This window comes from Halobaculum sp. MBLA0147 (assembly GCF_041361345.1).
Taxonomy (GTDB): domain Archaea; phylum Halobacteriota; class Halobacteria; order Halobacteriales; family Haloferacaceae; genus JAHENP01.
The window spans coordinates 996,563-1,022,483 of the sequence record NZ_JBGKAD010000001.1 but is presented as its reverse complement, the minus strand read 5'-3'; the positions used below and the strand labels follow the sequence as shown (position 1 = coordinate 1,022,483).

General features: G+C 69.4%; 25 protein-coding genes and 1 pseudogene. 17 read left to right on the top strand and 9 right to left on the bottom strand.

Annotation, left to right across the window (positions count from 1 at the left end; genetic code table 11):
* Positions 1-181: 181 nt before the first annotated feature.
* Entirely contained in the window at positions 182-1,480 is a 1,299-nt protein-coding gene (locus RYH80_RS04895; RefSeq protein ID WP_370902740.1) for a DUF7405 family protein, read from the bottom strand.
* 170 nt (positions 1,481-1,650) lie between these two features.
* Here RYH80_RS04895 and RYH80_RS04890 point away from each other — a divergent pair, with 170 nt between their 5' ends.
* A complete protein-coding gene (locus tag RYH80_RS04890; protein ID WP_370902739.1) occupies positions 1,651-2,748 on the top strand; it encodes a hemolysin family protein in 1,098 nt (365 codons plus the stop codon).
* A 59-nt stretch (positions 2,749-2,807) separates the two neighbouring features.
* On the opposite strand, the gene RYH80_RS04885 is transcribed toward RYH80_RS04890, so the two are convergent.
* Together RYH80_RS04885 and RYH80_RS04880 are read right to left on the bottom strand one after the other, a co-directional pair.
* Positions 2,808-3,395: a DUF7993 family protein gene (locus RYH80_RS04885; RefSeq protein ID WP_370902738.1), complete on the bottom strand. Its 588-nt coding sequence runs from the start codon at positions 3,393-3,395 to the stop codon at positions 2,808-2,810.
* A 76-nt stretch (positions 3,396-3,471) separates the two neighbouring features.
* Positions 3,472-3,927, bottom strand: a complete 456-nt coding sequence (locus tag RYH80_RS04880) for a DUF2240 family protein (protein ID WP_370902737.1) — start codon at positions 3,925-3,927, stop codon at positions 3,472-3,474.
* Positions 3,928-4,197: 270 nt separating this feature from the next.
* Between RYH80_RS04880 and dnaK the strand changes: the two genes are divergently transcribed.
* The 6 genes from dnaK (at position 4,198) to RYH80_RS04850 (ending at position 11,778) form a co-directional block, all read left to right on the top strand.
* Positions 4,198-6,114, top strand: a complete 1,917-nt coding sequence (gene dnaK, locus RYH80_RS04875) for a molecular chaperone DnaK (protein ID WP_370902736.1) — start codon at positions 4,198-4,200, stop codon at positions 6,112-6,114.
* A 251-nt stretch (positions 6,115-6,365) separates the two neighbouring features.
* Positions 6,366-6,644, top strand: a complete 279-nt coding sequence (locus RYH80_RS04870) for a DUF5808 domain-containing protein (protein ID WP_370902735.1) — start codon at positions 6,366-6,368, stop codon at positions 6,642-6,644.
* A gap of 278 nt (positions 6,645-6,922) precedes the next feature.
* Entirely contained in the window at positions 6,923-8,848 is a 1,926-nt protein-coding gene (gene dnaG, locus RYH80_RS04865) for a DNA primase DnaG (RefSeq protein ID WP_370902734.1), read from the top strand.
* Positions 8,849-8,945: 97 nt separating this feature from the next.
* Positions 8,946-9,368, top strand: a complete 423-nt coding sequence (locus RYH80_RS04860; protein ID WP_370902733.1) for a DUF5791 family protein — start codon at positions 8,946-8,948, stop codon at positions 9,366-9,368.
* The gene (locus RYH80_RS04855; protein ID WP_370902732.1) at positions 9,365-10,381 is read left to right on the top strand and encodes an NAD-dependent epimerase/dehydratase family protein; all 1,017 of its coding nucleotides are present in this window, start codon (positions 9,365-9,367) and stop codon (positions 10,379-10,381) included. Before RYH80_RS04860 ends, RYH80_RS04855 begins: the two co-directional genes overlap by 4 nt.
* 224 nt (positions 10,382-10,605) lie before the next feature.
* Entirely contained in the window at positions 10,606-11,778 is a 1,173-nt protein-coding gene (locus RYH80_RS04850) for a DHH family phosphoesterase (protein WP_370902731.1), read from the top strand.
* A gap of 123 nt (positions 11,779-11,901) precedes the next feature.
* Here RYH80_RS04850 and RYH80_RS04845 read toward each other — a convergent pair whose 3' ends face one another.
* Positions 11,902-13,149, bottom strand: a complete 1,248-nt coding sequence (locus RYH80_RS04845; protein ID WP_370902730.1) for a DNA double-strand break repair nuclease NurA — start codon at positions 13,147-13,149, stop codon at positions 11,902-11,904.
* A gap of 78 nt (positions 13,150-13,227) precedes the next feature.
* Positions 13,228-13,674 (bottom strand): hypothetical protein, encoded by a 447-nt coding sequence (locus RYH80_RS04840; protein ID WP_370902729.1) that lies wholly within the window; start codon positions 13,672-13,674, stop codon positions 13,228-13,230.
* Between the two features lie 144 nt (positions 13,675-13,818).
* On the opposite strand from RYH80_RS04840, the gene RYH80_RS04835 reads away from it, so the two are divergent.
* On the top strand, positions 13,819-14,556 hold the full coding sequence (locus tag RYH80_RS04835) for a CPBP family intramembrane glutamic endopeptidase (protein ID WP_370902728.1): 738 nt from the start codon (positions 13,819-13,821) through the stop codon (positions 14,554-14,556).
* Between the two features lie 91 nt (positions 14,557-14,647).
* Here the strand turns inward: RYH80_RS04835 and RYH80_RS04830 are convergent, their stop codons facing one another.
* The 4 genes from RYH80_RS04830 to RYH80_RS04815 all read right to left on the bottom strand — a co-directional run bounded on the left by RYH80_RS04830 (position 14,648) and on the right by RYH80_RS04815 (position 16,638).
* A complete protein-coding gene (locus RYH80_RS04830; RefSeq protein WP_370902727.1) occupies positions 14,648-15,106 on the bottom strand; it encodes an NOB1 family endonuclease in 459 nt (152 codons plus the stop codon).
* 5 nt (positions 15,107-15,111) lie between these two features.
* Complete coding sequence (locus RYH80_RS04825; protein ID WP_370902726.1) at positions 15,112-15,357, bottom strand: PRC-barrel domain-containing protein; 246 nt, start codon at positions 15,355-15,357, stop codon at positions 15,112-15,114.
* Between the two features lie 119 nt (positions 15,358-15,476).
* Positions 15,477-15,722 (bottom strand): hypothetical protein, encoded by a 246-nt coding sequence (locus RYH80_RS04820; RefSeq protein ID WP_370902725.1) that lies wholly within the window; start codon positions 15,720-15,722, stop codon positions 15,477-15,479.
* Positions 15,723-15,777: 55 nt separating this feature from the next.
* A complete protein-coding gene (locus RYH80_RS04815) occupies positions 15,778-16,638 on the bottom strand; it encodes a hypothetical protein (RefSeq protein ID WP_370902724.1) in 861 nt (286 codons plus the stop codon).
* A gap of 141 nt (positions 16,639-16,779) precedes the next feature.
* Between RYH80_RS04815 and infB the strand changes: the two genes are divergently transcribed.
* The 9 genes and pseudogenes from infB to RYH80_RS20140 form a co-directional block, all read left to right on the top strand.
* Positions 16,780-18,600: a translation initiation factor IF-2 gene (infB, locus tag RYH80_RS04810; RefSeq protein WP_370902723.1), complete on the top strand. Its 1,821-nt coding sequence runs from the start codon at positions 16,780-16,782 to the stop codon at positions 18,598-18,600.
* Between the two features lie 45 nt (positions 18,601-18,645).
* Positions 18,646-18,825, top strand: a complete 180-nt coding sequence (locus RYH80_RS20145) for a DUF7987 family protein (protein WP_489753322.1) — start codon at positions 18,646-18,648, stop codon at positions 18,823-18,825.
* Positions 18,826-18,923: 98 nt separating this feature from the next.
* Entirely contained in the window at positions 18,924-19,103 is a 180-nt protein-coding gene (locus RYH80_RS04805; RefSeq protein ID WP_370902722.1) for a DUF7987 family protein, read from the top strand.
* Positions 19,104-19,196: 93 nt separating this feature from the next.
* Positions 19,197-20,165: a hypothetical protein gene (locus RYH80_RS04800; protein ID WP_370902721.1), complete on the top strand. Its 969-nt coding sequence runs from the start codon at positions 19,197-19,199 to the stop codon at positions 20,163-20,165.
* Positions 20,166-20,357: 192 nt separating this feature from the next.
* Positions 20,358-20,579 (top strand): DUF8015 family protein, encoded by a 222-nt coding sequence (locus RYH80_RS04795; protein WP_370902720.1) that lies wholly within the window; start codon positions 20,358-20,360, stop codon positions 20,577-20,579.
* 109 nt (positions 20,580-20,688) lie between these two features.
* On the top strand, positions 20,689-21,156 hold the full coding sequence (locus tag RYH80_RS04790; RefSeq protein WP_370902719.1) for a DUF7283 family protein: 468 nt from the start codon (positions 20,689-20,691) through the stop codon (positions 21,154-21,156).
* Positions 21,131-21,580, top strand: coding sequence for a DUF7285 family protein (locus tag RYH80_RS04785; RefSeq protein ID WP_370902718.1), 450 nt, complete (start codon positions 21,131-21,133; stop codon positions 21,578-21,580). Before RYH80_RS04790 ends, RYH80_RS04785 begins: the two co-directional genes overlap by 26 nt.
* Positions 21,577-22,608 carry a DUF7284 family protein gene (locus tag RYH80_RS04780; RefSeq protein ID WP_370902717.1) on the top strand — a complete coding sequence of 344 codons (1,032 nt, stop codon included), beginning with the start codon at positions 21,577-21,579 and terminating at the stop codon, positions 22,606-22,608. Before RYH80_RS04785 ends, RYH80_RS04780 begins: the two co-directional genes overlap by 4 nt.
* A pseudogene (locus tag RYH80_RS20140) lies at positions 22,593-25,823 on the top strand (DUF7286 family protein); the annotation flags it as partial. The gene RYH80_RS04780 and the pseudogene RYH80_RS20140, both read left to right, overlap by 16 nt.
* Positions 25,824-25,921 lie beyond the last annotated feature (98 nt).

Sequence of the window (25,921 nt, the reverse complement as noted above, 5' to 3'; positions counted from 1 at the left end):
CGTCCCGTTCCGTTCTCGTCCCATCCCGTCCCGTTCCGTTCTCGTCCCATCCCGTCCCGTTCCGTTCTCGTCCCATCCCGTCCCGTTCCGTTCTCGTCCCATCCCGTCCCGTTCCGTTCTCGTCCCATCCCGTCCCGTTCCGTTCTCGTCCCGTCCCGTCGGCCGACACACCACTCCCGAGTCACTCCCCGTCCGGACGCGGGAGTGCCCGCTTCGCCCGCGGCGGCACGAGGAAGTAGCCACGGTGGCGGACGAAGACGTACTCCAAGATCCCGTTGTTCACGCGCTGGCGCACCGCCGGGGTCGCGTCCGTCACGTCGACACCGTTCATCGCCCGCCTGACGGCCTCGAACTCCCGCACGTCGCGCTGGAGTGACGGGAAGTGGAGGCTCGCCACGTCGTCGTCCGTCGACTCGAAGTGCCGCCGGAGCAGCAGGACGTTCCCGTCCGCGTCGCGGTTCGCCCGTGCCGCCTTCTGTGCGTGGCCGATCCGGCCGTGTTCGCGCGCCACCTCGGGGAGGTTCTCGAGGAACGCGTCGATCCCGCTGTCGTCGCCGAGGGTCTCGCCGACCCCCTCGACGAGCCCCTGCTCGGCGTGTTGCGGGGAGAACAACTCCGTCACGCGCTCGTCGTAGCTCTGCTCCTCGTACCAGTCCGCGAGTCGCTGGCGCCAGTTCGACACCACCTTCGTCGTCCCGCCCGCGAACGGCCCCGCCGCGAGTGTGACGAACGACTCGCTCGCCTGGTTCCGCCGGAAGCCGGCGACGAACCCCATGAACAGCGGCGACGCCTCCGGGATCGGGTTGTCGGCCGGCACGCCCTCCAGCCCCGCGCCCCGCTCGCGTGGGAGGCCCGCGCCGACGAACCCAGTCCGGCGGTCCGCGACCGTCACGGCGTCCGTCAGCGACGGGACCGCGACGCCGTTGGCCGTCTCCCGCTCCCCACGGAGCGCCGCGTCGGCGGCCAACACCGCGTCCGGCCGGTCAGACGCGAGGTGGACCAACAGGTCCTGCTCGTCGAACTCGGGCGTCTCGAAGTCCGCGAGCGGTTCCGGTCGTGGCAACTCGACCCCGGCGAGGGGCGTCTCGTAGCGGTCGAAGTACGCCGGCGAGTAGGCGACGGAGTGGAGCAACCCCTCGTGACTCCAGGCGTACGCCTCGTCGAGTGCGTCGAGTGCGGCCGCGACCGTCTCCCGCGCCGCCTCAGTGGGCGGTCCGTCGTCCGGGAGGTCACAGTAGAGGAGCACCTGGTGGCGAGGCAGCAGCGTGTTGCCGGCGTCGTCGGTCCGGGTGTAGTCGTTCCAGGCGTGTTGCCGGTCCGGGTGGGCGTCGGGCCCGTCGCCGGTCGGGATCGGCGGCGGCGTCGCGGTGTCGTCGCCCGCCAACCGCCCGACGCAGGCGGACAGCGCCGCGGTGCCGCCCGCCGCGACGGCGGCCTTCAGGAACTCGCGCCGCGGGAGCGAGTCGTCCAAGTCGGTCATCGTCCGCCGTACGAGTCCCGCGCGAAAGCGCGTTGTGGTCGTGTCCGGGTTCGATCTTCGGTGGGAGTTCGCAGGTCGGGTCCGACCACGGACGCGGCGCACCCGGGTGGCGGCTCGCCGTCGGACACTCGTCGCCGCTTTTTCCACGCCGGCTCGGTAACTGGCGGGCGATGGCCGACCTGAGTACGGCAGCGATCGTGGTTCGACTCGTCGCCGGACTGCTGTTGATCCTCGCGAACGGGTTCTTCGTCGCGATCGAGTTCGCGTTGACTCGTGCGCGACAGTTCTCCGAGCAGGAGTTCCTCGACGGCGACGGGCGACTGGAACGGGCCTGGGAGATGACACAGGATCTGGAGTTGTACCTGACGACGTGTCAGGTCGGGATCACCGCCTCCAGTATCGCGGTCGGGATCGTCGCCGAGCCGGCGCTGGCGGCGCTGTTCGAGCCGCTGTTCGGCGGCACCGCGCTGGCGTCGGTCGGCGCCGGCGCCTTCATCGCGTACTTCATCATCAACCTGATCCACCTGACACACGGCGAGCAGACGCCGACGTACCTCGGCGTCGAGCGCTCGCGGTTCGTCTGTCGGTACGGCGCCGCGCCGCTGTACTGGTTCTACGTGATCATCTCGCCGATCATCAAACTCGGCGACTGGGTCGCGAAGCTGACGCTGCGGCTGTTCGGGATCGAGATGACCGGCGCGTGGCTGGAGACGGAGGAGGACGCCATCGAGTCGCGCGCCCAACTCCGCACGCGACTGAGTTCGCTGTTGGAACAGGGCGAACTCTCCGAGGAGCGTCACGACGAGGTGTTGCGGGCGCTGGAGGCCGGCACCACCGAGGTGCGCGAGGAGATGGTCCCCGAGAGCGAGGTGACGTACCTCTCGACGACGGCGTCCGTCGCGGAGAACCTCCGCCGGATCACGGAGACGCCACACACCCGCTACCCGCTGATCGGCGAGAGTCCCGACGACTTCGTCGGGATCGTCTACGTCCCGAGCGTCGTCGACCGCACGGACGAACTGAAGGCGGGCGAGGTGACGTTCGCGGACCTCGCCGCCCCGCCGATGACGATCTCCGCGGACACCTCCGTCAGTGACGCCTTCGACCGGTTCCAGGCGGAACACCAGGAACTCGCACTCGTCGTGAGCGAGGGAGCGGTCGTCGGGCTGTTGACCGCGACGGACACCTTGGAGAGCGTGATGGGCGATCTCGAGGACCCGCTGGACGACGACCGTCCGGACCCGGCCGACCGCGGCGTGCCCTCCTGAGCGGCGCCGGTTGGACCCGACCGACGCGACCTCGAACGGTCTGCGAGTCGACCGCTCTCTCACCGGACCGCGTCGGCGACCGCGCGGAAGACGGCGAGCACACGCTTCACCTCGGCGCCGTCCTCGACGAACACGAGCGTCTGTGGCGGTCGTGTCGCCTTCGGGCGGACGCGCAACGCGGCGGACTCGGCGGCGGCCGCGGCGGCGTCGGGTGCCACTCTGACGGCGACGTGGGCCCGCTCCGGGTGGACGTGCACCGTCGCGACGACGCGGTCGTCCGTCTCGTCTTCCGTCGACTCCGACGCGTCGTCGCCGCTCTCCCCAGCACCCCCGTCACTCGTGTCTGCACGCTCGTCACTCGCGTCCGTACTTCCGTCACTCGCGTCTGTACTTCCGTCACTCGCGTCTGTACCTCCGGTCCCGTCCTCGTCGTCGTCGCTTCCGGGGATCCCGCCGGTGTCGAGGGCGCTCTCCTCGGTCTCGTCGGGGTCGAAGGCGACGCGGTAGGCGACGGCGCCGTCCGGCGTCGGCTCCACGTCGCGGTCGGCGTCGACCACGCGGAACCCCGGGTGTGTCGCGCCGCCCGACAGCTCCGAGGCGAGTAGTTGTGCGATCCGCACCCCGTCGTCGAGTCGCTCTCGGACCATCAGCGACGACCTCCGAGGTCGGACACCACTCCCCGTTCACCACTCCGGAGCACGTCCTCCCCGTCCCCGTGTCGGGTCACTCCTCTCCCTCCAGGAGATCGGCACGGGCCGCGGCGGCGGCGTCGTCCACCTCGACGCCGCGTTCGCGGGCGACCAACACGGCTGCGGCTTCGAGACTCACGCCGACGGTCGACTGGCGCTCGTTGGCGGCGGCGACGGCCTCGCGCTTCTCCGTGCCGTCGTCGACGAGGCGGTCGATCACGCGCTCGAAGGTCGACTGTTCGGTCAACACGTCCGCACCCGGTTCGAAGTCCTCGGGCACCGAGACGGCCGACGGCTCGAACTCCGCGACGAGTTCCCCGTCGTCGTGTGCGAGCAGTCCGCGCCCCTCTGCGATGTCGACGAGCCGCTTCGCCTGGTCCGGCGAGAACCAGTCGCGGTCCAACGACAGCGCCACCACGAACTCACCCTCGCCGAGGCGACGCGTCCCGGCACTGCGGAACGGGACGGCGACGGCGGTCTTCAGACTCACGTCGCCTCGTCCGACCGGCTCCGGCAAAAGCACACCCTTTCGATCCGGACGCAACGAGCGAGGGTGCCACCGGAGTCGTTCGGACTCACTCGCCCCCGTGCCACTCGACCGTGCGCCCCCGCGACGGTGCGCGGGAGGTTCGTGATAAAAGTTCCCACCGTCGAACCCCGGTGCCGCAGCGAATCGCAAGACGGCAGCGACCCGGGCTCGCCGCTCCGACGAGGTGATCCAGTAACGTTTAACCGGCAGAGGGTGGTAGTGTCTGGTAACATGGCGAGCGACAAGATTCTCGGAATCGACCTCGGGACGACGAACTCCGCGTTCGCGGTGATGGAGGGAGACGACCCCGAGATCATCGTGAACGGCGAGGGAGACAGGACGACGCCGTCGGTCGTGGCGTTCGACGACGACGAGCGACTGGTCGGGAAGCCGGCCAAGAACCAGGCCGTCCAGAACCCGGACCGCACGATCCAGTCGATCAAGCGGCACATGGGAGACGACGACTACACCGTCTCCGTCGACGGCGAGGAGTACTCCCCCGAGCAGATCTCGGCGATGATCCTCCAGAAGATCAAACGCGACGCCGAGGAGTACCTCGGCGAGGAGGTCGAACGCGCCGTGATCACGGTGCCGGCGTACTTCTCCGACCGTCAGCGACAGGCGACGAAGGACGCCGGCGAGATCGCCGGCTTCGAGGTCGAGCGGATCGTCAACGAGCCGACGGCCGCCGCGATGGCGTACGGACTCGACGACGAGTCCGACCAGACGGTGCTCGTGTACGACCTCGGTGGCGGCACCTTCGACGTGTCCATCCTCGACCTGGGTGGGGGTGTCTACGAGGTCGTCGCGACGAACGGGGACAACGACCTCGGCGGCGACGACTGGGACGAGGCGATCATCGACTACCTCGCCGACGAGTTCGAGGCCGAACACGGGATCGACCTCCGCGAGGACCGGCAGGCGCTCCAGCGGCTCAACGACGCCGCCGAGGAGGCGAAGATCGAACTCTCCTCGCGCAAGGAGACGACGGTGAACCTCCCGTTCATCGCGACGACGGACGACGGGGCGCTCAACCTCGAACAGTCGATCACTCGCGCGAAGTTCGAGGCGCTCACCGAGGACCTGATCGAGCGGACGGTCGGCCCGACGGAGCAGGCGCTGGAGGACGCCGGCTACACGAAGTCCGACATCGACGAGGCGATCCTCGTCGGCGGGTCGACGCGGATGCCGCAGGTGAAAGACCAGGTGGAAGAGTTGCTCGGGACGCCGCCACAGTCGAACGTCAACCCGGACGAGGCGGTCGCGCTGGGTGCGGCGATCCAGGGCGGCGTGCTCTCGGGTGACGTGGACGACCTCGTCCTGCTGGACGTGACGCCGCTGTCGCTCGGGATCGAGGTGAAGGGTGGGCTGTTCGAGCGGCTGATCGAGAAGAACACGACGATCCCGACGGAGGAGTCGAAGATCTTCACCACCGCGGCGGACAACCAGCAGTCCGTCCAGGTGCGCGTGTTCCAGGGTGAGCGGGAGATCGCCGAGGAGAACGAACTGCTCGGTGCGTTCCAGCTCAGCGGCATCCCGCCGGCACCCGCGGGCACCCCGCAGATCGAGGTGACGTTCGACATCGACGAGAACGGGATCGTCAACGTCTCCGCCGAGGACCAGGGCTCGGGCAACGCGGAGGACATCACCATCGAGGGTGGTGTCGGCCTCTCCGACGAGGAGATCGAACAGATGCAAGAGGAGGCCGAGGCCCACGAGGAGGAGGACCAGCGCCGCCGCGAACGGATCGAGGCTCGCAACGAGGCCGAGGGCGCGGTCCAGCGCGCCGAGAAGCTGCTCGAAGAGAACGAAGAGGAGATCGACGAGGACCTGGAGTCGGACATCCGCGAGGAGATCGACGCCGTCGAGGACCTGTTGGAGTCCGACGACGAGGTCGACCCCGAGGAGTTGGAGGACGCCACCGAGGACCTCTCGGCGGCGCTCCAGGAGATCGGCAAGCAGATGTACCAGCAGCAGGCGCAGGCCGGTGCCGGCGGTGCGGGTGCCGGTGCGGCCGGCGGTGCCGCGGGCGCCGGACCCGGCGGTGCTGCGGGTGCGGGCCCGGGCGGCGCGGCCGGTGCCGGTGGCGACGACGACGAGTTCGTCGACGCCGACTTCGAAGACGTCGACGACGACGAAGACTCGTAGAGTCCGAGGAGTCGTCGACTCGCTGGACGAGCGGAGCGAGTCCAGCGTAGTCCGAGATTGCGAGCGACGCGAGCAATCTCGGGTAGGGAGGCGAAGCCGACCGTGTTCGAGAGAGCGAACGGAGTGAGTTTTCTCGATTTGACGACGACGACGAGGAGTAGTCGATCCCGTCCACTGGTCGGGGACGACCGACTCCCCGACGCGTGAGACGGACGAAAAACGATTTACGCGGAGCCGCGGAACGGGCTGGTATGGCAGACAAGCCGCAGTCCGGTGAACTCTTCGGGATCCCGTACAACTTCGAGCGCCCGAGCCTCGGGCGGATGCTCTCCTCGTACTGGCAGCCCGGCGAGGGGATGCTGGTCGAGAAGCCGTTCGGCGTCGGCTACACGCTGAACTTGGCGAACTGGCGCTCGTGGATCGTCGTCCTGGTCGTCGGCGGTCTGCTGTACCAGGAACAGGGCGGCGGCGACGAGACGGCCGACGAGGACGAAGACCCGGCGGAGATCGTCGTCGACGACGAGGAGTGACGGCCGACACGTCACCCAGTCGGTGACACACCCACCGCGACACCGTTCTCCCTCGAGACACGCCCTCCAGCCGCTCGTTCGGCGGGTGCCCCCGTGATCTCACTCCCGTTGTGATCGGTCTCATCGTCCGAAAATACGAAGACGGAGCGTGTCAGTTTTCGCCGGTACGACAGGTATATCCGGCCACACCGGATTACATCGTCCGGTGACACGATCGACCGCACTGCGACGGCGGCTCACGCTCACATCACCATCACACCCCGACGGAGGGGATCATCATGGAAGACACGTCCAAGTACCTCATCCACGCACGCATCACCGCGGACGGCGTCGTCGAACGGTCAGACGTCGTCGGCGCGGTGTTCGGACAGACGGAAGGACTCCTCGGCGACGAGCTGGACCTCCGGGGCCTCCAGCAGTCGTCGAAGATCGGCCGCATCGACGTCGAGATCGACAGCGAACACGGCCAGTCGTTCGGCACCATCACCATCACCTCGAGTCTCGACAAGGTCGAGACGGCGATCCTGGCGGCCTCGCTGGAGGCGATCACGCGCGTCGGGCCGTGTGAGGCCCGCGTCGAGGTCGCCGACATCGAGGACATGCGGGCCGCCAAGCGCCGCGAGGTCGTCGAACGCGCCAAGGAACTGCTGGCGGAGTCGTTCGACGACGGGATCATGGACTCCGCGAAGATTCTCGAAGAGGTCCGCGAGGCCCAGACGGTCGCGGCCGTCGACGAGTACGCCGGCTACCCGGCGGGGCCGCGGGTGGCCGACTCCGACGCCGTGATCGTCGTCGAGGGCCGTGCGGACGTGTCGACGCTGTTGGACTACGGGATCAAGAACGCGATCGCCGTCGAGGGGACGAACGTCCCCAGCGAAGTGGCGGAGTTGACTCGCGACCGGACGGTGACGGCGTTCCTGGACGGCGACCGTGGCGGCGACCTGATCCTCCGCGAGTTGTCACAGGTCGGCGAGTTGGACTACGTCGCCTTCGGCCCGGAGGGACAGTCAGTCGAGGATCTGTCTCGCGAGGCCGTGATGGACGCTCTCCGCGAGAAGGTGCCGTTCGAGACGATCGACGGGACGGCGGAGACGGCCGCCACCGACGGGAGCGTCCACCCGGCGCCGGGACAGTCGAGCGACGGCCCGGACCCGGCGGCACCCTCGCCGCCGACCGAGGCGGCCGAGGTGGACACGGACGACGGCGAGACGCCCGAGGAGGCAGGGAGCGACTCGCCGACGCCGGCCGCCCCGCAGCGCGCCGACGGAGTCGACGCGGACGGCAACCGGACGACGGGGTCGGTCCGTGCGCGCGAGGACACGGCGTCGGGGACCGTCGGTGGCGTCGGCGGCGAGGCGGGCGAGTCGGTGACGGTCGATCCCGCGGCGGTCGTCGACGAGATCGCCGGCGCGACGGAGCGAGACACGACCGACGAGGAGACCCCCGACCGCGAGACGAGCCCAGGCCCGGGCGACACACACGAGGACGACTCGGAGCGCGTCGCCGCGGAGACCGACGCGTCGGTGAGTGGTACCGACGCCGCGACCGAGTCGGCGTCGGTCGACGGGAGGGGAGCCGACACCGAGGGGTTCACCGACACGGAACCGGACGAGGGAGGCAAGACGGACGCCGCCGTGACACCCGCAGACGCCGAGGTCGACACGGATCCCGAACCGGACGCAGACACCGAACCGGATGCCGCGCCGGACACAGAGCTCGAACCGGAGTCGGACACCGGTCCGGAGACGAATTCGGAGTCGGAACCGGACGCGGAGTCGGAGGCGGACGCCGAACCGGACGCAGACACCGAACCGGATGCCGAGCCGGAGGCGGAGGCCGACTCGGACGGAGACAGGGCGACGGCAGCCGACGAGCCGACAGGTGACGAGTCGACAGACGACGAGCCGGCCACGCTGCGTGGGCACGTCGGCGAGGTCGTGACCGGCGGGACGAACCGTGCGCGACTGCTCGACGAGTCGTTCGGCGTGGTCGCGGACGTGCCCGCGGGCGAGGCGTTCGACCTGTTGGCCGACGGCGAGACGGAGGGGGTCGCCCTCGTGATCGACGGCCGACTCGACCAGCGGTTGCTCGACGTGGCCGCACAACGCGGGATCTCACAGATCGTCGCCGCCTCCAGCGGGGAGTTCGTGAAGCGGCCGGCGTCCGTTCGCGTCGTCACGGCCGACCGACTCGCGTCCGCCTGACGCGGGTACGGCCCGACCACCACTGCTCGCGACGACGAGCGGTCTCGCGACGACGAGAGTAGCAACCGTTTTGCGCGCGGCCCGGTACACGTTCGGTATGTTGTACGACACGCTGGCGGACGCGGAGGCCCCGACGCCGGCGGAGTTCCGCGCGGCGTACGCGGCGGAGTTGGCGGCCGTCGTCGACGAGCACGGGGTCGAGACCGTCGCCGAGGCGGCCGACCTCGAGGTGTCCGTCGTCGCGGGCTTCGCCGACGGCGACCTCGGGGAGACGACGCTGGCGGAGGCCGCGGCGGTGTTGTCGCTGTCGGGTCCCGACGCAGAGACGGTCGCCGCCGAAGTGCGCGACCACCTCCTGATGGGGATGTCGACGGCGATCCTGGACGTGGACACCGTCGCGGCCGAGATCGATGCCGATCTGGGCGGGAAGGCCGTCCGCCAGGCGCTGGAGGGACAGATCCGCCTCACGCTCGCCGAACTGGCGGAGATCCAGTCGCTGATCCGCACTCGGAGCCGATGAGAGTCTGTATCGTCGGCTGTGGCTACGTCGGGCTGGCACTCGCCGAACAGCTGATCGCGGACGGCCACGAGGTGGCCGGCGTCCGCCGCGACGCGGACGCCGTGCGCGAGGCCGTGCCGGACGCCGAAGCCGTCGCGGCGGACGTGACCGACCCGGAGAGCCTGACGGCGCTGCCGGACGCGGACGCGGTCGTCTTCGCGGCCAGCAGCGGCGGCCGTGGCGCGACGGCCGCCCGCGCGGTGTTCGTCGAGGGGCTCTGGAACGTGATCCGCGAGTACGGCGAGCGCACCGACCCGCCGGATCGGCTCGTCTACACCTCCAGCACCGGGGTGTACGGTGACCACGACGGCGACTGGGTGGACGAGTCCACACCGCTGGACCCACAGACGGAGAAGACGGAGGTGTTGGTCGAGGCGGAACGGATCGCGGTCGAGACGGCCGCGGAGTACGGGATCGACGGCACCGTCGCCCGGTTCGCGGGACTGTACGGGCCCGACCGCTACCGGACGGCACGGTACGTCGAGGGCCCGGTCACGGAGGGCTACCTGAACATGGTCCACCGCGACGACGCCGCCGGCGCCGTCCGGTTCCTCCTGACCGATCGCTCGCTCGACCCGGACCCGGCCGTGGCGAGTGCCGACGACGCAGACGAGGCGACGGCGTCCGGTGAGGCGGACGACGCGGAGGCTCCCAGTGACGGAGACGAGCCACTGGAGACGCCGGCAGACTACGCCCGCGGGGAGGTGGTGCTCGTCGTCGACGACGAGCCCGTCGAGAAGTGGGCGTTCGCCGACTGGCTCGCCGACGAGTGTGGCGTCGCCCGGCCCGAGAAACGGACGACGGCGGACCGACTCGCGGCCGGCGACCTCTCGGCGGCCGCCGAACGACGGATCCAGACGAGCAAGCGGTGTGACAACGCCTACCTCCGCGAGTCGGGGTACGCGTTCCGCTACCCGACGTACCGAGAGGGGTACCGAGACGCGATCGCCGCCTACCGGGAGCGCACGGAGTGACCGGAATCCCGACTCTGGTCTCCTCCCTCGGGTCCCCCGTTGGCCCCGTCGGACGACACGCGAACACCCGCTCCCGTCCCGCTTCCATCGGCGAGTTCCTTCCACCGACGGCGTCGACCCGATCGAAGTGACGACGTTCGTCGAATATCGGGCCGATCACGCTGCCGTCACGCGGTTGAACGGTGGTGTACTTTCTTATGTCCCGATCCACTCGTTGGGGGCGTATGTTCCCGCCACAGGTGCAGCGCCGGCTGCCGGAGTGGCTACAGGGGTCGGTGTCGGACCCCGTGCTGCTCGCCGCCGGACTGGGGGCCCTGTTGGTCGTGGTCCTCCTCGTCGTCCTCGCGCTCCGTATCAGGCGTGCGCCGGGCGAACGCCTCCAGTCGGTGCTGGCCGACTACGACGAAGTCGCCGTGTTACTCCACCCCGACCCCGACGCGGACGCGATGGCCGCGGGCGTCGGCGTCGCCCACGCGGCCGAGTGGGTCGACACGGAGGCGACGATCCAGTACTCGGGGCAGGTACGACGACAGGAGAATCGAGCGTTCAGGACAGTTCTCGACGTCGAGTTGGAGTGTATCGACCACGTGACCGACATCTCCGCGGAGGCGGTGGTCCTCGTCGACCACAACGAACCGCGTGGGTTCGAGGGGTCGGACGGCATTCTCCCGGCGGCGATCGTCGACCACCACCCTGGTGACGGCTCCGCCGAGCAGTTCACCGACGTGCGGACGGACTACGGCGCCTGTGCGAGCATCGTCGCGGAGTACTTGGACGAGTTGGGTGCGACGCCGGTGCCACCGGACCGTCACGACAGCGAGGTGTCGGACCCGGCGCTGCCGACGTGGGTCGCGACGGGGATGTTGTACGGGGTGCTCTCGGACACCGACGACCTCACGCGTGGCGCCTCCGACGCCGACTTCGACGCGGCGCGGTACCTCTCGCCCGGGGTCGACGAGGACCTGCTCGGTCGCATCGCGGACCCGGACGTGTCGACGGAGACGCTGGAGGTGAAGGCGCGCGCCATCGCCGGGCGGGAGGTGCGCGGCTCCTTCGCCGTCAGCGACGTGGGGTCGGTGTCGAACACGGACGCGATCCCGCAGGCGGCCGACGAACTCGTCGGCTTGGAGGGTGTCACGGCGGTCGTCGTCGTCGGGGACAAAGATGGCACGCTCCACTTCTCCGGGCGGTCCCGCGACGACCGCGTCCACATGGGGCGGGCGCTCGACGCAGCCGTCGGCGACCTCCCGAACGCCTCTGCGGGGGGCCACGCCCGGATGGGCGGTGGGCGTGTCCCGCCGGCGGTGCAGGCGGACGGCACTCGCGAGGTGACCGCGCCGCGCGGCGAGACGCTGGAGTCGCGGCTCTTCGACGCGATGGACGGTGAACTCCAGTGAGGGCGGCGAGTTACAGTGAGGGCGGCGAGTTACAGTGAGGGCGGCGAGTTACAGTGAGGGCGGCGAGATCCGATCGAAACGCCGAACTACGGTGCGGCTGCGACGGGTCTGGGCCCGCCGCGACTACTCCTCGTCCCAGCGCACGTCGTCGTAGGTGGTGTGTTGGTCGCTGTCGAAGCGCTCGGCGAACTCCTCGCGCAGCGACGCCTTCTCGCCGCGTCCGATCCCGGCGATCTCGTCGGCCTTCGACACGGCGACCGGGGGGCCGGCGCGGTCGGCGACCTCGCCGACCAACTGACGTGTCAGCGCCTCTCGGGTCGACGGATCACGCGTGACGGCGTACGGCGCCTCGATCTTGAACAGTACGTCCGTCCGCGGGTCGTACAACAGCGCGAACGTCACCTCGTACGCCTCGCGGTCGAGTCGTCGCTCGACGCCGAGCGCCTCGCCGGTCGTCGACATCGGCTCGTCCGGGCCGCCTCGCGACCGGAACCACGAGGTGAACGTCAACGCGTCCGTACGTCGCTCGCCGTCCTCGTCGGTCCGTTCCAGCAGTCGCGTGAACAGCGCAGTGTCGTCGGGCCACGGCGTCTCGACGCCCTGTTTCGAGAGCGTCCGCGTGACGTAGCCGGACGTGGGGTTCTTGACGAACCCACACAGCGGCACGTCGCGTTCGACCAACCGCTCGACGAGCCGGACGTAGTTGCGGACCGCCTCGCGCACCTCCTCGCGGTGGGCCATCGCGCGCCGCTCCTCGTCGCGGACGCCCCAGTTGAGCAGTCGCTTGGGGTACAGCGGCCCGTCGAGGACGAGCAACTCTTCGACGGCGTCGGCGTGGGTCAGGGCGTGGTGTGACTCCGCCAGCGACAGTGCGAGTTCGTGGACGGTCTCGTCGGCGAACCGCCGCGACTCCGGGACGCGCAACACGCGGCGTTCACTGTGACCGTCGTCGTAGCGACTCCACCCACCCGCGACGGCCGGCGCGAACGTCGCGTCCGTCGTGTGGACGGTCACGAGGACGGTGCGGTCGCGGTGGAGCTCCAACTCGGAGGGATCGGCCGCCATCGCCGCCTGCGCCACGTCCAACACGAGGCCGTTCTTGAACGCCGTGGGGTTCATCGTCCCCGAGTCGACGCCGTGGGTCGTGTCGAACGGGCGCTCGGCGAGGACGGCGTCCTCCAGCGGCGCGACCCGCAACTCCTGGCCGTCGCCCAGCGGCGCGACCACCTCTCTCCCCTCGTCGTACAGCGGGTCGAGGAAGTCGGTCCACACCCGCTCGGCGAGGTCCGCGTGGTCGCGGTCGTCGACGCCGTCCGCGATCGCCGACGCGAGGTGCGCGACGGTGTCGACGTGGATACGGTCGAGTGTCACGTCCCTGCGTGGGGTGGCGGCGCGAATGAGGGTTGTGGTGACGGCGGTCGGCCCGGAGACCGTACGGCCACGGCCACCTCACGCGGCGGTCGAGTCGAACTGCGCGAACGCGACGGACGCGACGAGGTAGACGGCGAGTGCGAAGACGACGCCGCTCCCGACGCCGAGCAACAGGTTCGGCTCGTCGGTCGCGAATCCCACGGCGAGCACGACGATCCCACCCGCGTCGAGTCCGAACCCGAGGAACCGGACACCCGGGTCGCCGGGCGCGTCGGCGATCAGTTCGACCAGCGACGGCTGGTCGTCACCTCCCTCGGCGCTCGCCGAGAGGCGTACGAACCACGGGAGAAACAGGTAGCCGCCGACGCCCGTCAGCAGTCCCGCCGCGACGCCGTAGACGAGACTGTCCAGTGCGGCCCACCCGACACCACCGAAGGCGATCGGGAACCCGACCGCAACCGCGACACCCAACAGTCGGTACACTCGCTCGTCGCCAGCCGTGTCTCGTTCCGATTCCAGTGACACGTCGTCGTGTGTCGTGACGGGCGGGCAAGAGCGGTCGGGATCCGTCTCACGCGGAGAGAGAGTCCGGAGTTGGATCGTGACCACCCTGACACGCGCCCGTCGCAGTCGCAGCCGTTTACACCGGCCGTCCCGTACGCACGGCCGATGAGCGTCAGGACCGCGGACCCCCAAGACGTGGTGTTGCGGGTGATCCGCTCGTTGTTCGTCCTCGTGGCGGCGTGGACGGCCGCCTTCGCCGTGGTCGCGCCGGTCGACGGGCTGGCGACGATCCTCGGCGTCGCGCCCGACACGGCGGTGTACGAGGTGACGCGGACGGTCGCACAGTTCGTCGGGTTCGCACTCGCGTGTGTCGCCTTCCTCTACTACGCCGAGGAGCGGGACCTCGTCTCCGTCCGTCGGCCGTCGCGTCGCGAGGCGGGGCTGATCGTCGGCGGCCTCGTCGGACTCCTCGCCGTCCAGTTCGCCCTCCTGTTCGGACTCCAGGCGCTGGGGATCGGGACGGGCCAGAACCGCGCGATCACCGCCGCCGGCCGCACGCCGGTGTACTTCCTGTTGATGATCCCCGTCTCGCTGCTCGTCGTCGGGCCGGCGGAGGAGCTCCTCTTCCGCGGGGTCGTGCAGGGCCACGTCCGCGACGCCGTCGGCGCGCCGGGCGGCATCGCCTTCGCGTCGCTGCTGTTCGGCGCGATCCACCTGCCCGGTGTCATGGGCGGGCTGCCCGCGCAGGTCGCCTACGTCGGTGTCGCGACGGTGCTCGGCGCGATCCTCGGGGTGTTGTACGAACGGACGGACAACGTCGTCGTCCCGTCACTCACCCACGGCGGCTACAACGCCGTGCTGTTCGGCATCCAGTACGCGACGGTGATCGGCGTGCTCGGCTGAGGGGGCGACGGGCGTCGGTCTCTTCGAGAGAGAGCAGACGGCGCGTCGACTCGGCCGAGGTCCGACGACTCGTCGACGCGGCCGCACGCACTCAAGCAGGGTTCTTCCGGTTGAGGTCGCTGCCACAGATCGGACAGCGGTCGCGGTCGTCGTCGAACTCGCGGCCACAGCCGACACACTGGAACAGCCAGTCGCGGCGTTCGTCGATCCCGTCGCGGGCGATCACCTGCACGTCGACGCCGAGCCGTTCGGCGACGTTCTGCATCGCGTAGTCGTCGGTCACGAGCGTCGCGTCGAGTTCGAAGGCAGTCGCGACGAGCCGGCGGTCTGTCGCCGACAGCTCCCCGTCGTCGCCGGTCTCGCCCGCGGCGCGGGTGACCCGCTCCACGGCGCCCTCGTCGGGGACGTGGATGTGCATCCCCGACCCCTCCATCGCGTCGAAGCGGAAGGCGTGTTCTCCCTCCAACTCCTCGTGGACGGCGGGGATCGACGCCGTGCGGTCGTCGGTGGTGTACTCGTGGATGAACGCGGACGTGTCGAGTACCTGCATCGCGCTCACACCGGCTCGATCTGGATGTAGTCTTCCACCCGCTGGACGCGTCGCACCGGCACCTTCACGTGACCGTCGCCGTCCGCCTCGAACGGGAGTCCCTCGACCGTCTGTGCCTCACTCGGTGTCACCAACAGGTCGGAGAGACGACCCGTCTTCAGGTCCATCGTGATGTTGTAGAGGACTCCGAGCTCCGTCCCACCCATGATGATCCCCTTCCCAGAGAGATCTTCGGCGAGGATGTCTACCATACTACGGCGGTTCGTGGCGAACGTCATAAACGCCACGCCCAGCGTCGGACGCGTGGAGGACACGAGAGGTGTGAGTGTCGTTCATCGATATGACGCTGCAAGAGGTAGAAACGAGTTAATCAGGCGGTTGCGGTATCACCACGGACGGCATTGAGCATCTCCGCTACTTCACCCTCCGCGTGCCGAAGTTCCAAATTACGTCGTTCGGACTGATGGAGCAGTTCGTCGGCAACTGATCGACTGACGAACTCGACACCGGTGAGATCGAGTGCATCGGCACCGTTGGCGGCCGCGTCCTCGGCGATCTCTCTTGCGTACCGCCGGGTCGAGACACTGTCATCGTCGACGCTGACCACCTCAGTCATGCGTACAACTCTGTCGTGACCGGTAAAGGGCTTTGGGGGCGCGAGACCGAAACCTTTATCCGACGTAGTCGATATAATTAAACGACTTGTCTGGTCGTTTCGGTCGAGCGACGAACACTGTTCCCGGCCACTCTGTTGGAAGCTGGAACGCCTCAGATGACTCATCGCCACGTTTGTGTACTGCTGTGTCCCCCGATGCAAACAGAATCTCTCCTTCCAGTCCATCACATACCATCTCTGTCGTCGTCCGTATTCCGTACCCACGGTCGACACCGTCGGACTTCGTCGAGACTCCATTCAGTGCCATCCGCAGCGCTTCTTCGTCGGTGTCCACACTCTCACCACTCTCCTCGTAGCTGCCGAGAATCCCGATGCCGGCGTCTGCAACACAGATCTCTACGAATGGCTTGTGTGGGTAATTCTGTACGAGGAGAGCGCCGTTCGCGCAGCGCGAGTGCTGATCAACGTTGTCGATCAACTCATTCACGGGATATCTGATTGCGGAGATTCCTCCTTCGATGCTATCGGCGAGTGCCAATTGGAGCAGTTCCACTATTTTCGACTCGACACGCTCGACCGACGCAGGCCCAGATTGTGTGTTCAGTCGACAGAGTGGGAGGTCGTTTTCGTGTGACTCTGTCGGATCGTTGGACCCCATGGGGAAGTTAATCTGTGAGAGGTACCTTTCCTTATCTTCGGGGAGACGGAGACTCTCGCCGTCGAGTCGATCATCTCGTTGACAGACCACGGAAGTCGGCGTCAGGAAGGCGGGTGTGAACCACTCTGCGTCGGAGAGATCCACCTCAACATCGTTTGCGGTACTCCGGTCCAACCGACTCAAAATATCACATGTTGAACGGAACTGTCTTTCTAGACTATCGTTGACTGGTACCACATCTGGCTGAAGGGTTTCCATATTCAATTCTATCTGTCGCGCTTCACTTATAGCTAAGTGTGGCGGTACGCGAGTGCGGTGAGAATGTGGTAGAGTCGAAGCGCTTACGAAGATACCCCGACGAGAACAGACAACGACCGTTCTACGGAGTGATCTCGCAGTATGTCAGACGCACACGACGACTCCGCCGACGTGACTCGCCCCAGCGCCGACGGACTCAGGACACCGATCGTCGCCGTCCTGGGCCACGTCGACCACGGGAAGACCAGTCTCCTCGACCGCATCCGCGGCTCGGCCGTCAGCGAGGGTGAGTCCGGCGCCATCACCCAACACATCGGCGCGACCGCGGTGCCGCTGGAGACCATCTCCGGGATCGCCGGGGAGTTGGTCGACCCAGACGACTTCGACCTCCCCGGCCTCCTGTTCATCGACACGCCAGGGCACCACTCGTTCACGACGCTGCGCTCGCGCGGCGGCGCGCTGGCGGACATCGCCGTGCTCGTGATCGACGTGAACGACGGGTTCCAGCCGCAGACGGAGGAGGCCGTCGAGATCCTCAAGCGGACGGGGACGCCGTTCGTCGTCGCCGCGAACAAGGTCGACACCGTCCCCGGCTGGAACCCACAGCCCGAGACGCCGATCCAGGCGTCGATGGACGCCCAGTCCGACCGGGCGCGGTCCGACTTGGAGGAGAAGGTGTACGAACTGATCGGGGACCTCTCGGACGCCGGCTTCTCGGCTGACTTCTACTGGCGGGTCCAGAACTTCCAGCGCAACATCGGGGTCGTCCCCGTCTCCGCGGAGACGGGCGAGGGTGTCGCGGACCTGCTGACGGTGATGATGGGGCTGTCCCAGCGGTACATGAAAGAGGAGATGGAGATCGACGTGACTGGTCCCGGCGCGGGGACGGTGCTGGAGGTCAAAGACGAACGCGGGTTCGGCGCGACGCTGGACGTGGTGTTGTACGACGGCACCGTCCGCGAGGGTGACACCATCGTCGTCGGCGGCGAGGAGGGGGCCATCGTCACGGAGGTGCGCGCGCTGTTGCGGCCGCGACCGCTCGCGGAGATCCGCACGGAGAAGGAGTTCGAACAGGTGCCGGAGTTGGCGGCGGCCGCGGGGATCAAGATCGCCGCGCCGGACTTGGACCGCGCGATGGCCGGCGCGCCGGTCCGCGTCGCCCGCGAGGAGAACGTCGACGAGGTGATCGCGGAGGTCGAACAGGAGATCGCCCAGATCGAGGTGGAGACGGCCGACGAGGGGGTCGTCGTGAAGGCAGACACCCTCGGCAGTCTGGAGGCGATCGCCTCGGCGCTCCAGGAGGCGGAGATCCCGATCCTGCGCGCGGAGGTCGGCGACGTGGCGCCCCGCGACGTGGCGATCGCGGAGACGGCTCACGAGGAGACCAACGAGGTGATCCTCGGGTTCAACGTGGACGTGTTGGCCGACGCCGAGGACGAACTCGAGGAGTCGTCCGTCCAGTTGTTCTCTCACGACGTGATCTACCAGCTCGTCGAGGACTACGAGGAGTACGTCGCGGAGATCGAACGCGCCCAACAGGAGACGGTGTTGGACAAGATCGTCCGGCCGGCGCGGTTCCGCATCCTCCAGGACCACACCTTCCGACAGAACGACCCGGCCGTGGTCGGCGTCGAGATCGTCTCCGGGACGGTTCAGAACAACCGCAACGTGGTGAAGTTCGACGGAGACGACCCCGAGCGCGTCGGGGAACTCTCCGGCATCCAAGAGCAGGGCGACGACGTGGAGGAGGCGCGTGCGGGCAACCGCGTCTCCGTCGCCATCGACGGCCCGACGGTCGGGCGCGGCATCGAGGAGGGTGACGAGTTGTGGATCGAACTGCCGGAGAAACACGCCAAGATCCTCGAACAGGAGTTGACCGAGGAGATCACCGCCGACGAACGCGAGGCGCTGAAGGCGTACGTGGAGAAACAGCGGAGCGGTGACCCCTTCTGGGGGAAGTAGGCCGATCACAAGATACTTAGAAATCCCAGTTTACGGCGATACTACATGGTCTCCCGCGAAAACACGGTAATCCTCTTGTTTGCGACTGTCGGACTAATACTAACGTACGGAGGGCGTGTCGTGACGAACCTGAGCGACACCGTTCTGATTGGAGTACTGATTTTCGTTGGTATCCTAGCACCGCAACTACTGAACAACTACCTGGATAACAGGGACTCGGACTGACCCAGACCGTTATGTTGGTTTTTGACCACTCTAGCGATCACTTCTGAGTGAAGTGACGAGACAGAATCTACTTCTGACGAGCCGACCGACACACACTCGTGCTCTCTCGCTCGAACGCGGTCATCCTCTCGTTCGCGACGCTCGGGATGGTGGTGTGGTTCCTCGGTGGTGCTCTGACGAACCTGAGCGACGCCGTCCTGATCGGGGTCCTGATCCTCGTCGGCGTCGTCGCGCCACAGCTCCTCAACGAGTACCTGGACGACAGAGACGCCGACTGACGGGACACCGCGGAGGCGCCCAGCGGCCCCTCGGAACCGGGACACCCCGCCCACTCGGACAGCTACTTGTACCTCTGTCACCTCCGTGACACCGTGTCGGGGGGCACGGGCGCGTGGCGACTCCTGGTGACGGCAGCGACGGCGCTGGCGGTCGCGCCGTTCGCGGTCGTCGTCGCCACCGCGGAGTGGGAGTTCGGACGCGAGCGCCACCTCTCGGGACGCGGGTGGCGACTGCTGTTGTGTGGCGCACTCGTCGGGCTCCCCGTGACGGTCGCGACGACACACGTCGCGTGGGGACCACTGCTCGGCAGAGTCGCTGCGTACCTCCTCGCCGCGGGCGGTGCGATCGCGACGGCCGTCGGCGCGGCGCGGGCGGCGACGCTGTGGTGCGTCGCGGGTGACACGCCCTCCGGAGCGGCCACGCCCGTCGAGACACTCGACGGGCAGACTGGCGTCCGCGCGCCGTTCAGTGACCGCCGGTGTCTCTGCTGCCGGTGGCGCGTGGAACCCGCCGCGACGGACCCGCCGGGCGCAGGCGCGGAGACGGACGCGGGTACGGACTCGGGCGTGGACACGGACACGAGGCCAGCCGCAGACGCAGACCCGGACGCGGACACCCTCGCGGCCGCGGACGGCCCCGTCCGTGGCCCGGCGGTCGCGGCCGGCACCGTCGGCGATCGCGTCTCGGTCGACGGGGAGCGCGTCGACCTGGCCGGCGCGCGACTGTACGGCGGCGAGCCACGCGTCGTCCCCGAGGCGGAGTGGCCGGAGCTGTCGCGCTCCCTGCGGGGCTACCTCGCCGGATTCGACCCGACCCACCTCGACGACACGGTCGCCGCCGACGACGAGGTCGACGAGCCGCTGTGTGCCGTCGAGTGGCGTGTGGAGACCGGCGACGACGTGACGGTCGTCGACCCGGCGGAGCCCGCCGTCTACCTCGGTGATCGAGCCGGTGCCGCGGCACGGCTCCGACGGGCTCTCCGCCGCCGACTCCTCCCCGGCCTCGTCGCCGGCAGTGTGGGACTCGCGGCGTGGTCGCTCACGGTCTCTCTCCCGGCGTGAGTCGACGCCCCGACCCCGGACGGCCGTGAATCGAGGACCCCCTCGGCTGCGGGCGTGTAAGTTACGGAGAACTTCGAGAAGCTGTCTGTGAGTGTTCTCGGGAACCACATGTATCCTTCACACGTTCTTCCCGCGAAACAGGGAGAAACGTATTAGTGGAACGGGCCGCTACTCGGAACTGGGTGTGGGAGAATGGCGACACGAAATCGACCGAGCGACGGCACTGGACAGCGCGTCGACCAGTCGTTCGAGCGGTACGACCTGTTGTTGGCCGTCGTGCCGCTCCCGATGGCCGTCGGGGCCGCCGTCGGCACCGCCGGATCGGTGTCCCCCGTCGGCGGCCTCGGCCTCGGGTCGTTCCTCTCGCTGTTGGTGGTCCTGTACGGACTGTTCGTCGACAGTCCGAGCGCCTGACACACGGACACACGGACACACAACTCCCACGAGTCGGGCCCTCCCGCGTCCCCGACGGATCGTGTTTCTCCGGCGAGTGTTCAAGTGGGGTGACGCGACCAGACACCCCGTGTTCGACACACTCGCCGACGCGTGGTACGTCTGGATCGGGCTGACAGCGGTCGCCGCCGTCGCGTTCGGCGTCGGTGCGGGACTGCCGACCGAACCCCCGCCGGACGCCGCGGCGGCCGTAGCGACCGTCGACGGTGTCGTCGGCCACTCGCCGCCGGCACGGGGCACACACGACACCGTCGCGACCGCAGTCCGAGCCGACGCCGACCACCTCCGGCTCCGGAACGGTGTCGCGACGACCACTGCACGGCTCGCATTCGGCCCGGTGCTCGCAGTCGGCGACGGTCCGTTGCGACGGGTCGCGCTCGGCGACCCGCTCCGGGCCGTCTTCGACACCCGAGCGGGGTTCCGCGACGCGGTCCGGACCGCGCGCGAGACGGGGAGCCGGTGGCGTCGCGGCTCGCGGTTGGTCGTCCGGCACGTCGCGTGGGGAGGTGACGGTGTCGCGCTCCTCGCGGTCCGGTGACCGACCCACCGACGCGGTCGACAGCGCGGCGACGGACGCCGGTCGCCGGGCACAGAGTTCGCCGACAGTCGGGCTCGTCGCCGCGTTCGCCGTCGTGGCCGGGGTTAGTCTCTACGCCACCGCGCTGGTCGGCGTCGAGACCGACGACTCGACCCGCGAACGGCGACTGGCGACGACGACACTCGACCGCGCCCACGCGGCGGTCACCAGCGGTGGCGTCGCGGTGCCGGCACGGCTCCGACGCGTCGCCGGCGTGGCACCGGCAGACCACGACCTCCGTGTGCGACTCCGTGCGGCGGGCCGGACGTGGACTCACGGTCCGGAACCGCCGCCGGAGACGACGACGGCCAGTCGACGGGTGGGTGTGTCGCTCGGTCCCGGTCGTATCAGACCGGGCGAACTCACGGTCGAGGTGTGGTCGTGACGAGCGCACTGCTCGACGTGGCGGTGTGTCTGCTGCTCGTGAGTGCTGCGGTCGTCACCGTCGGCGTCGCCCGTGACGCCGCAGCGCCCTCGGAGCACCCGTCGGCTGGTCACGCCGCACCGGTCGTCGACCACCGAGCGAACCTCCCAGGTGGCACGCTCTCAGTCTTAACGACGGCGACGGTGACAGTCTCACACCCGTTCGCCGGGAGCGGCAGTCGGGGGTCGACCGACCGCGCCGGCCAGAGCCGCACGCGGAGAGACGACCGTCCGGTGAATTCGGACGACGACGGCACGATCCACGACGAGGGGCGTGTCGTCCGCGAGGGGACACCAGCACGCCTGCTCGCGAGGGCGGCGATCAGGGCGGCACGGGTGGACGGCCGGCGACTGTTCCCCGCCGGTGGTGTCGTGGTCCGACGCGTCCGTGCGGCCGTCTCGCCACTCCTCGGTGCGTTTACGCAGGTCACCGCGACCTGGCGTCCGTACCACGGGAGTCACGTCGAGGGGAGCGTGACGGTCGGCAGCACACCTCCGGCAGACGCTGCCGTCCGCGCCGCCAGTACCACCGTCCCGGTTCCGGGCGTGGGTTCCACACCCGGTAGCGCCCGCTCGCCCCCCGAGTCGCCGGACGCACCAGACGCGGCACACTCGCCGGGTCGGTCCACGTCGAACGCGGCGGCTCGTGTCGCACGTCGTCTCGTCCGACGCTTCGTCTCCCCGACAGTCGTGACCCGAGCGGTCGCCACCGGCAGTCCGGTTGCGGACACCGTCGCACGGCGGTACTCCCGGCTCGCGGACGTGTACGGCGCGACAGTGGACTCGAACCGGACGAGTGGACGCGACCCGACCGACCCCTCGACCGCCAGCCGTCGACTCGCCGACGTCCGCGCGGCGAACGCCGACCTCGCGTCCCACGTCGCGACACGCGTCCGTGCAGACCTCCGCCGACGCGCTGTCTCCGTGACGGCCCCCAGACGCCGCACACTCGACCGCGTCCGACTCACCGTCAGGTGGTGGTCCGAGTGAGCTTCGTCACCGACAGGCGGGGACGAGTCCCGTTCGCACTCGTCGGGGTCGTCGTGTTGCTCGGTGCCGTGGCGTACGCCGGCGCACTCGTCGACGGAGGCACGGGGACGGCCGACCACGCCGTCGACACGGCACTCGACCGTGCGACGACGACGGCGCGAACGAGCGTCTCCGTCGCCGCGGATCGGGCGGTTCGCCGTGGCGCACGGAGGCCGCTCGCGACGACGGCGAACACCACCGCCGGTGCCGCGGTGAACGACTCGCGCCCGTTCGCGAGCGGGCTCGAACTCCGGATCGGCCTGGCGGTGGCTCGCTCGCTCGGCCGGACGAGGGTCGGTGGTGTCACGGTCGAGAGCACCCTGCCGCCGTTGGACGACGACCCGTCGGCTGCGGCTGCCGTCCGACGCGTCGACGTGCGACCGACGGCCGACGAGACCGGCGTCGTCGTCACGGTCCACGGGGTGACCCACACAGCGCGGCGGGTTGACGGAGGCAGGCCGAGTGTGGTCGAACAGACGGACGAGTCGCCGTCTCCGTCGGGCCGAGACGCCGACTCTGGACGGCAACGAGACACCAGTCACGTGCTCGCGACGCGGACCACGACGCTCACCGTCGTCGTCGACCGCCCGGCGTTCGCCGTCCACCGACGCGTCCAGCGGTACGACCGCCGACTGTCGCGTGGACCGACAGAGGGTGTCGGACTCGGCCGTCAGCTCACGGGAGCGGTGACTGCGCTCGCTGCGGCGCGTGGACTCGCACAGTACGGCGGCGCTGGCGTCGAGAACGTCGTCGGGACGCGGCACGTCTCGCTCGCGACGAACGGCGGCGCACTCAGACTACAACGGGCGACCTTCGGGCGCGCCGACCCGGACGGGCGGAGCGCGCTCCGCCGTGCGAGCGTCCGCACCGGACTCACGGATCTCCTCACCGGGGCACGAACCGGAACCACCCGCGGCTCGTGGGCACACCGAGTCCTCGGGGCGGGGACTCGTGCGGCCGGCAGCGTCCCCGTCCTCGCGTCGGGGCGACGCGACACGCGCCGTCGGCGTGTGGCGGTGAACGCAACCGCCGAAGACGCATACCTCGAGACACTCGCCGAACTCGGCACACTGCGCCGGCAGGCGTACACTGCGACCGTCATACGTCGTGTCCGCGTCCGCGACAGTGACCGCGCCTCGCACCCGACGACGGACCCCGGTCCGAACTGGACACCCGTCGCGAGCGAGACGACGACGGACACGACGATCCGCGGCCGGGAGACGCACGACAGTCCAGACTCGCGACGGTTCCTCGCAGCCACTCGCGTCGTCGCCGTCCGGCACGAACGGACACGCCGGTGGGTCGACGGTAACGAGAGTCGACACACACACGCCACGTGGACGGACCGCCACACGGTCCGGATCGGGGCTCGCGGACGCTACGACCCGTCGCTCCCGGGTCCGGACAGACGCGTCCGGCAACCGTTCGCGCCGTCCGACACACTCGACGGCGGGAACCTCGCCGGGGTCCCGGCAGCCGCGGGGGTCCCACCGAGCGAGGCCCGTCTCGACGACCTCGCCGGACGCGCCGTCCGGACCGGCGGGTGGCGAGATCGGAAGTCAGTCGCCGGCTCGTCTCCGCCGGCACTCCGAGCGTGGCTGCTCGCCGACCTGATCGACCTCCGGGAGCGCCTCCGTGCGGTCGACGTGTCGGTCCGCCACGCCGCGATCGCAGACGGAACGGCGACGCCCGCCGCACGGCTGGCGGCCGAACTCCGGCAGCGACGCGAGGCGTTCGTCGACCCTCCGGCGACGTACGACGGGGTCGCCGACAGACTCCGCGTCGCCGCACGGGCACGGCTCGTGGCCGCGGTGATCGCGAGGCTCGAAGCGCGTGCCGACCGCCGTGCAGACCGCGACCGGCCACTGGCGGACGCCTTCGAGGACGGCGTCGCCGGGGGTGCCGACGAGCTCCGTGCGGCGAGCGACGCCGCGGCCGACGCGGTCGCTCCACGGCCGAGTGCGATCGGGCAGGGTCCCGGCGGCCGGATCGTCCTCGTGCCGGACGCCGATCCGGCGTACCTCACGACGACACCCGTCGACGGGACACTCACGCGGTCCGTGCCGGTCGCCGAGGACGTGACACCGCTGGCGACGCGCAACGTGAACGCGTTCACCGTCCCGTTCGACGACGCCGGCGACGTGCTCTCGGGGTGGCTCCCCGGTGGCACCTCGCGGCGCGTGGGACTCGCTACTGCCGGTCGTGCACTCGCCGCGGCGAACGACACGCTGGCGAGTGATCGACTCCGACCGACGAACGAGACACCGACGAGCGGGCGACTCCGGGCGGTGAACGAGACACCGGCGAGTGACCGACTCCGATCGACGAACGGGACACCGACGAGCGGGCGACTCCGGGCGGTGAACGAGACGAGGGGACGAGCGGGTTCAGACTCGCGCCGGAAACTCAGAGGTCGACGGGACGACCTCGCGACGGCGGTCGGCGACCGACTGCGTACCGTCGACGGACGACTCGCCGGGGCCCTCGCCGAGATACTGTCCGATCGGATCGACCGACGGAGCGCACGCCGTCTCGTCGCGACGGCGGCGGGGAAGTACGACGGAGCGGGCACACGAGCCGTCGCCGTCGCGAACGGGAGCTTCGCGACGGTCGTGAGCCGTGTCGCGACCCGGCGCCTCCGACTGTCGGCGGTCGAACGCGACACCGTCACCGTCCGACTCCGTGCCGCGGGCCGGCGGACGCTCGCGGAGGGCGCGACCCGCGTCCCGGCTGCGTCGGTGAACGCGACGGTGGGCGCACGCCGCCAGGCGGTCGAGGCGGCTGCCAAACGGCTCGCGACGGACGGCTCGGAGGCAGCACTCCAGCGGGCCCGCGAGCGACTCGCTCGCGACGCCTTCGACGGCGTCCTCGCCGGTGTGCCGGTCGCACCCGTCCCGGGGTACTGGTACGCGACGGCGAACGTCTGGGCGATCCAGGTCCGTGGCGAGTACGCACAGTTCGCCGTGACGGCGCGCCGCGGGGGAGAGAACGGGAGCGCCGCACTCCGGTACGTCCGAGAAGACGCGGTGGTCCGGTTCGACACTGACGGGGACGGCGTCCGCGAGCGCGTCGGCCGGAGCCGTGCAGTGTCGTTCCAGACCCGCGCGGTCGCGTTCGCCGTCGTCCCACCGGGGCGCAGCGGCGTCGGCGACGTGGACGGCAACGCCGACGAACGCTCGTCGGCGTGGGCGTGTCCGGGTGGGACGGCCTGTGACGAGAACGAGTCGGCGTCGCTCCGCGTGTCCACGACTGCCGAGGACGAACTCACACCACC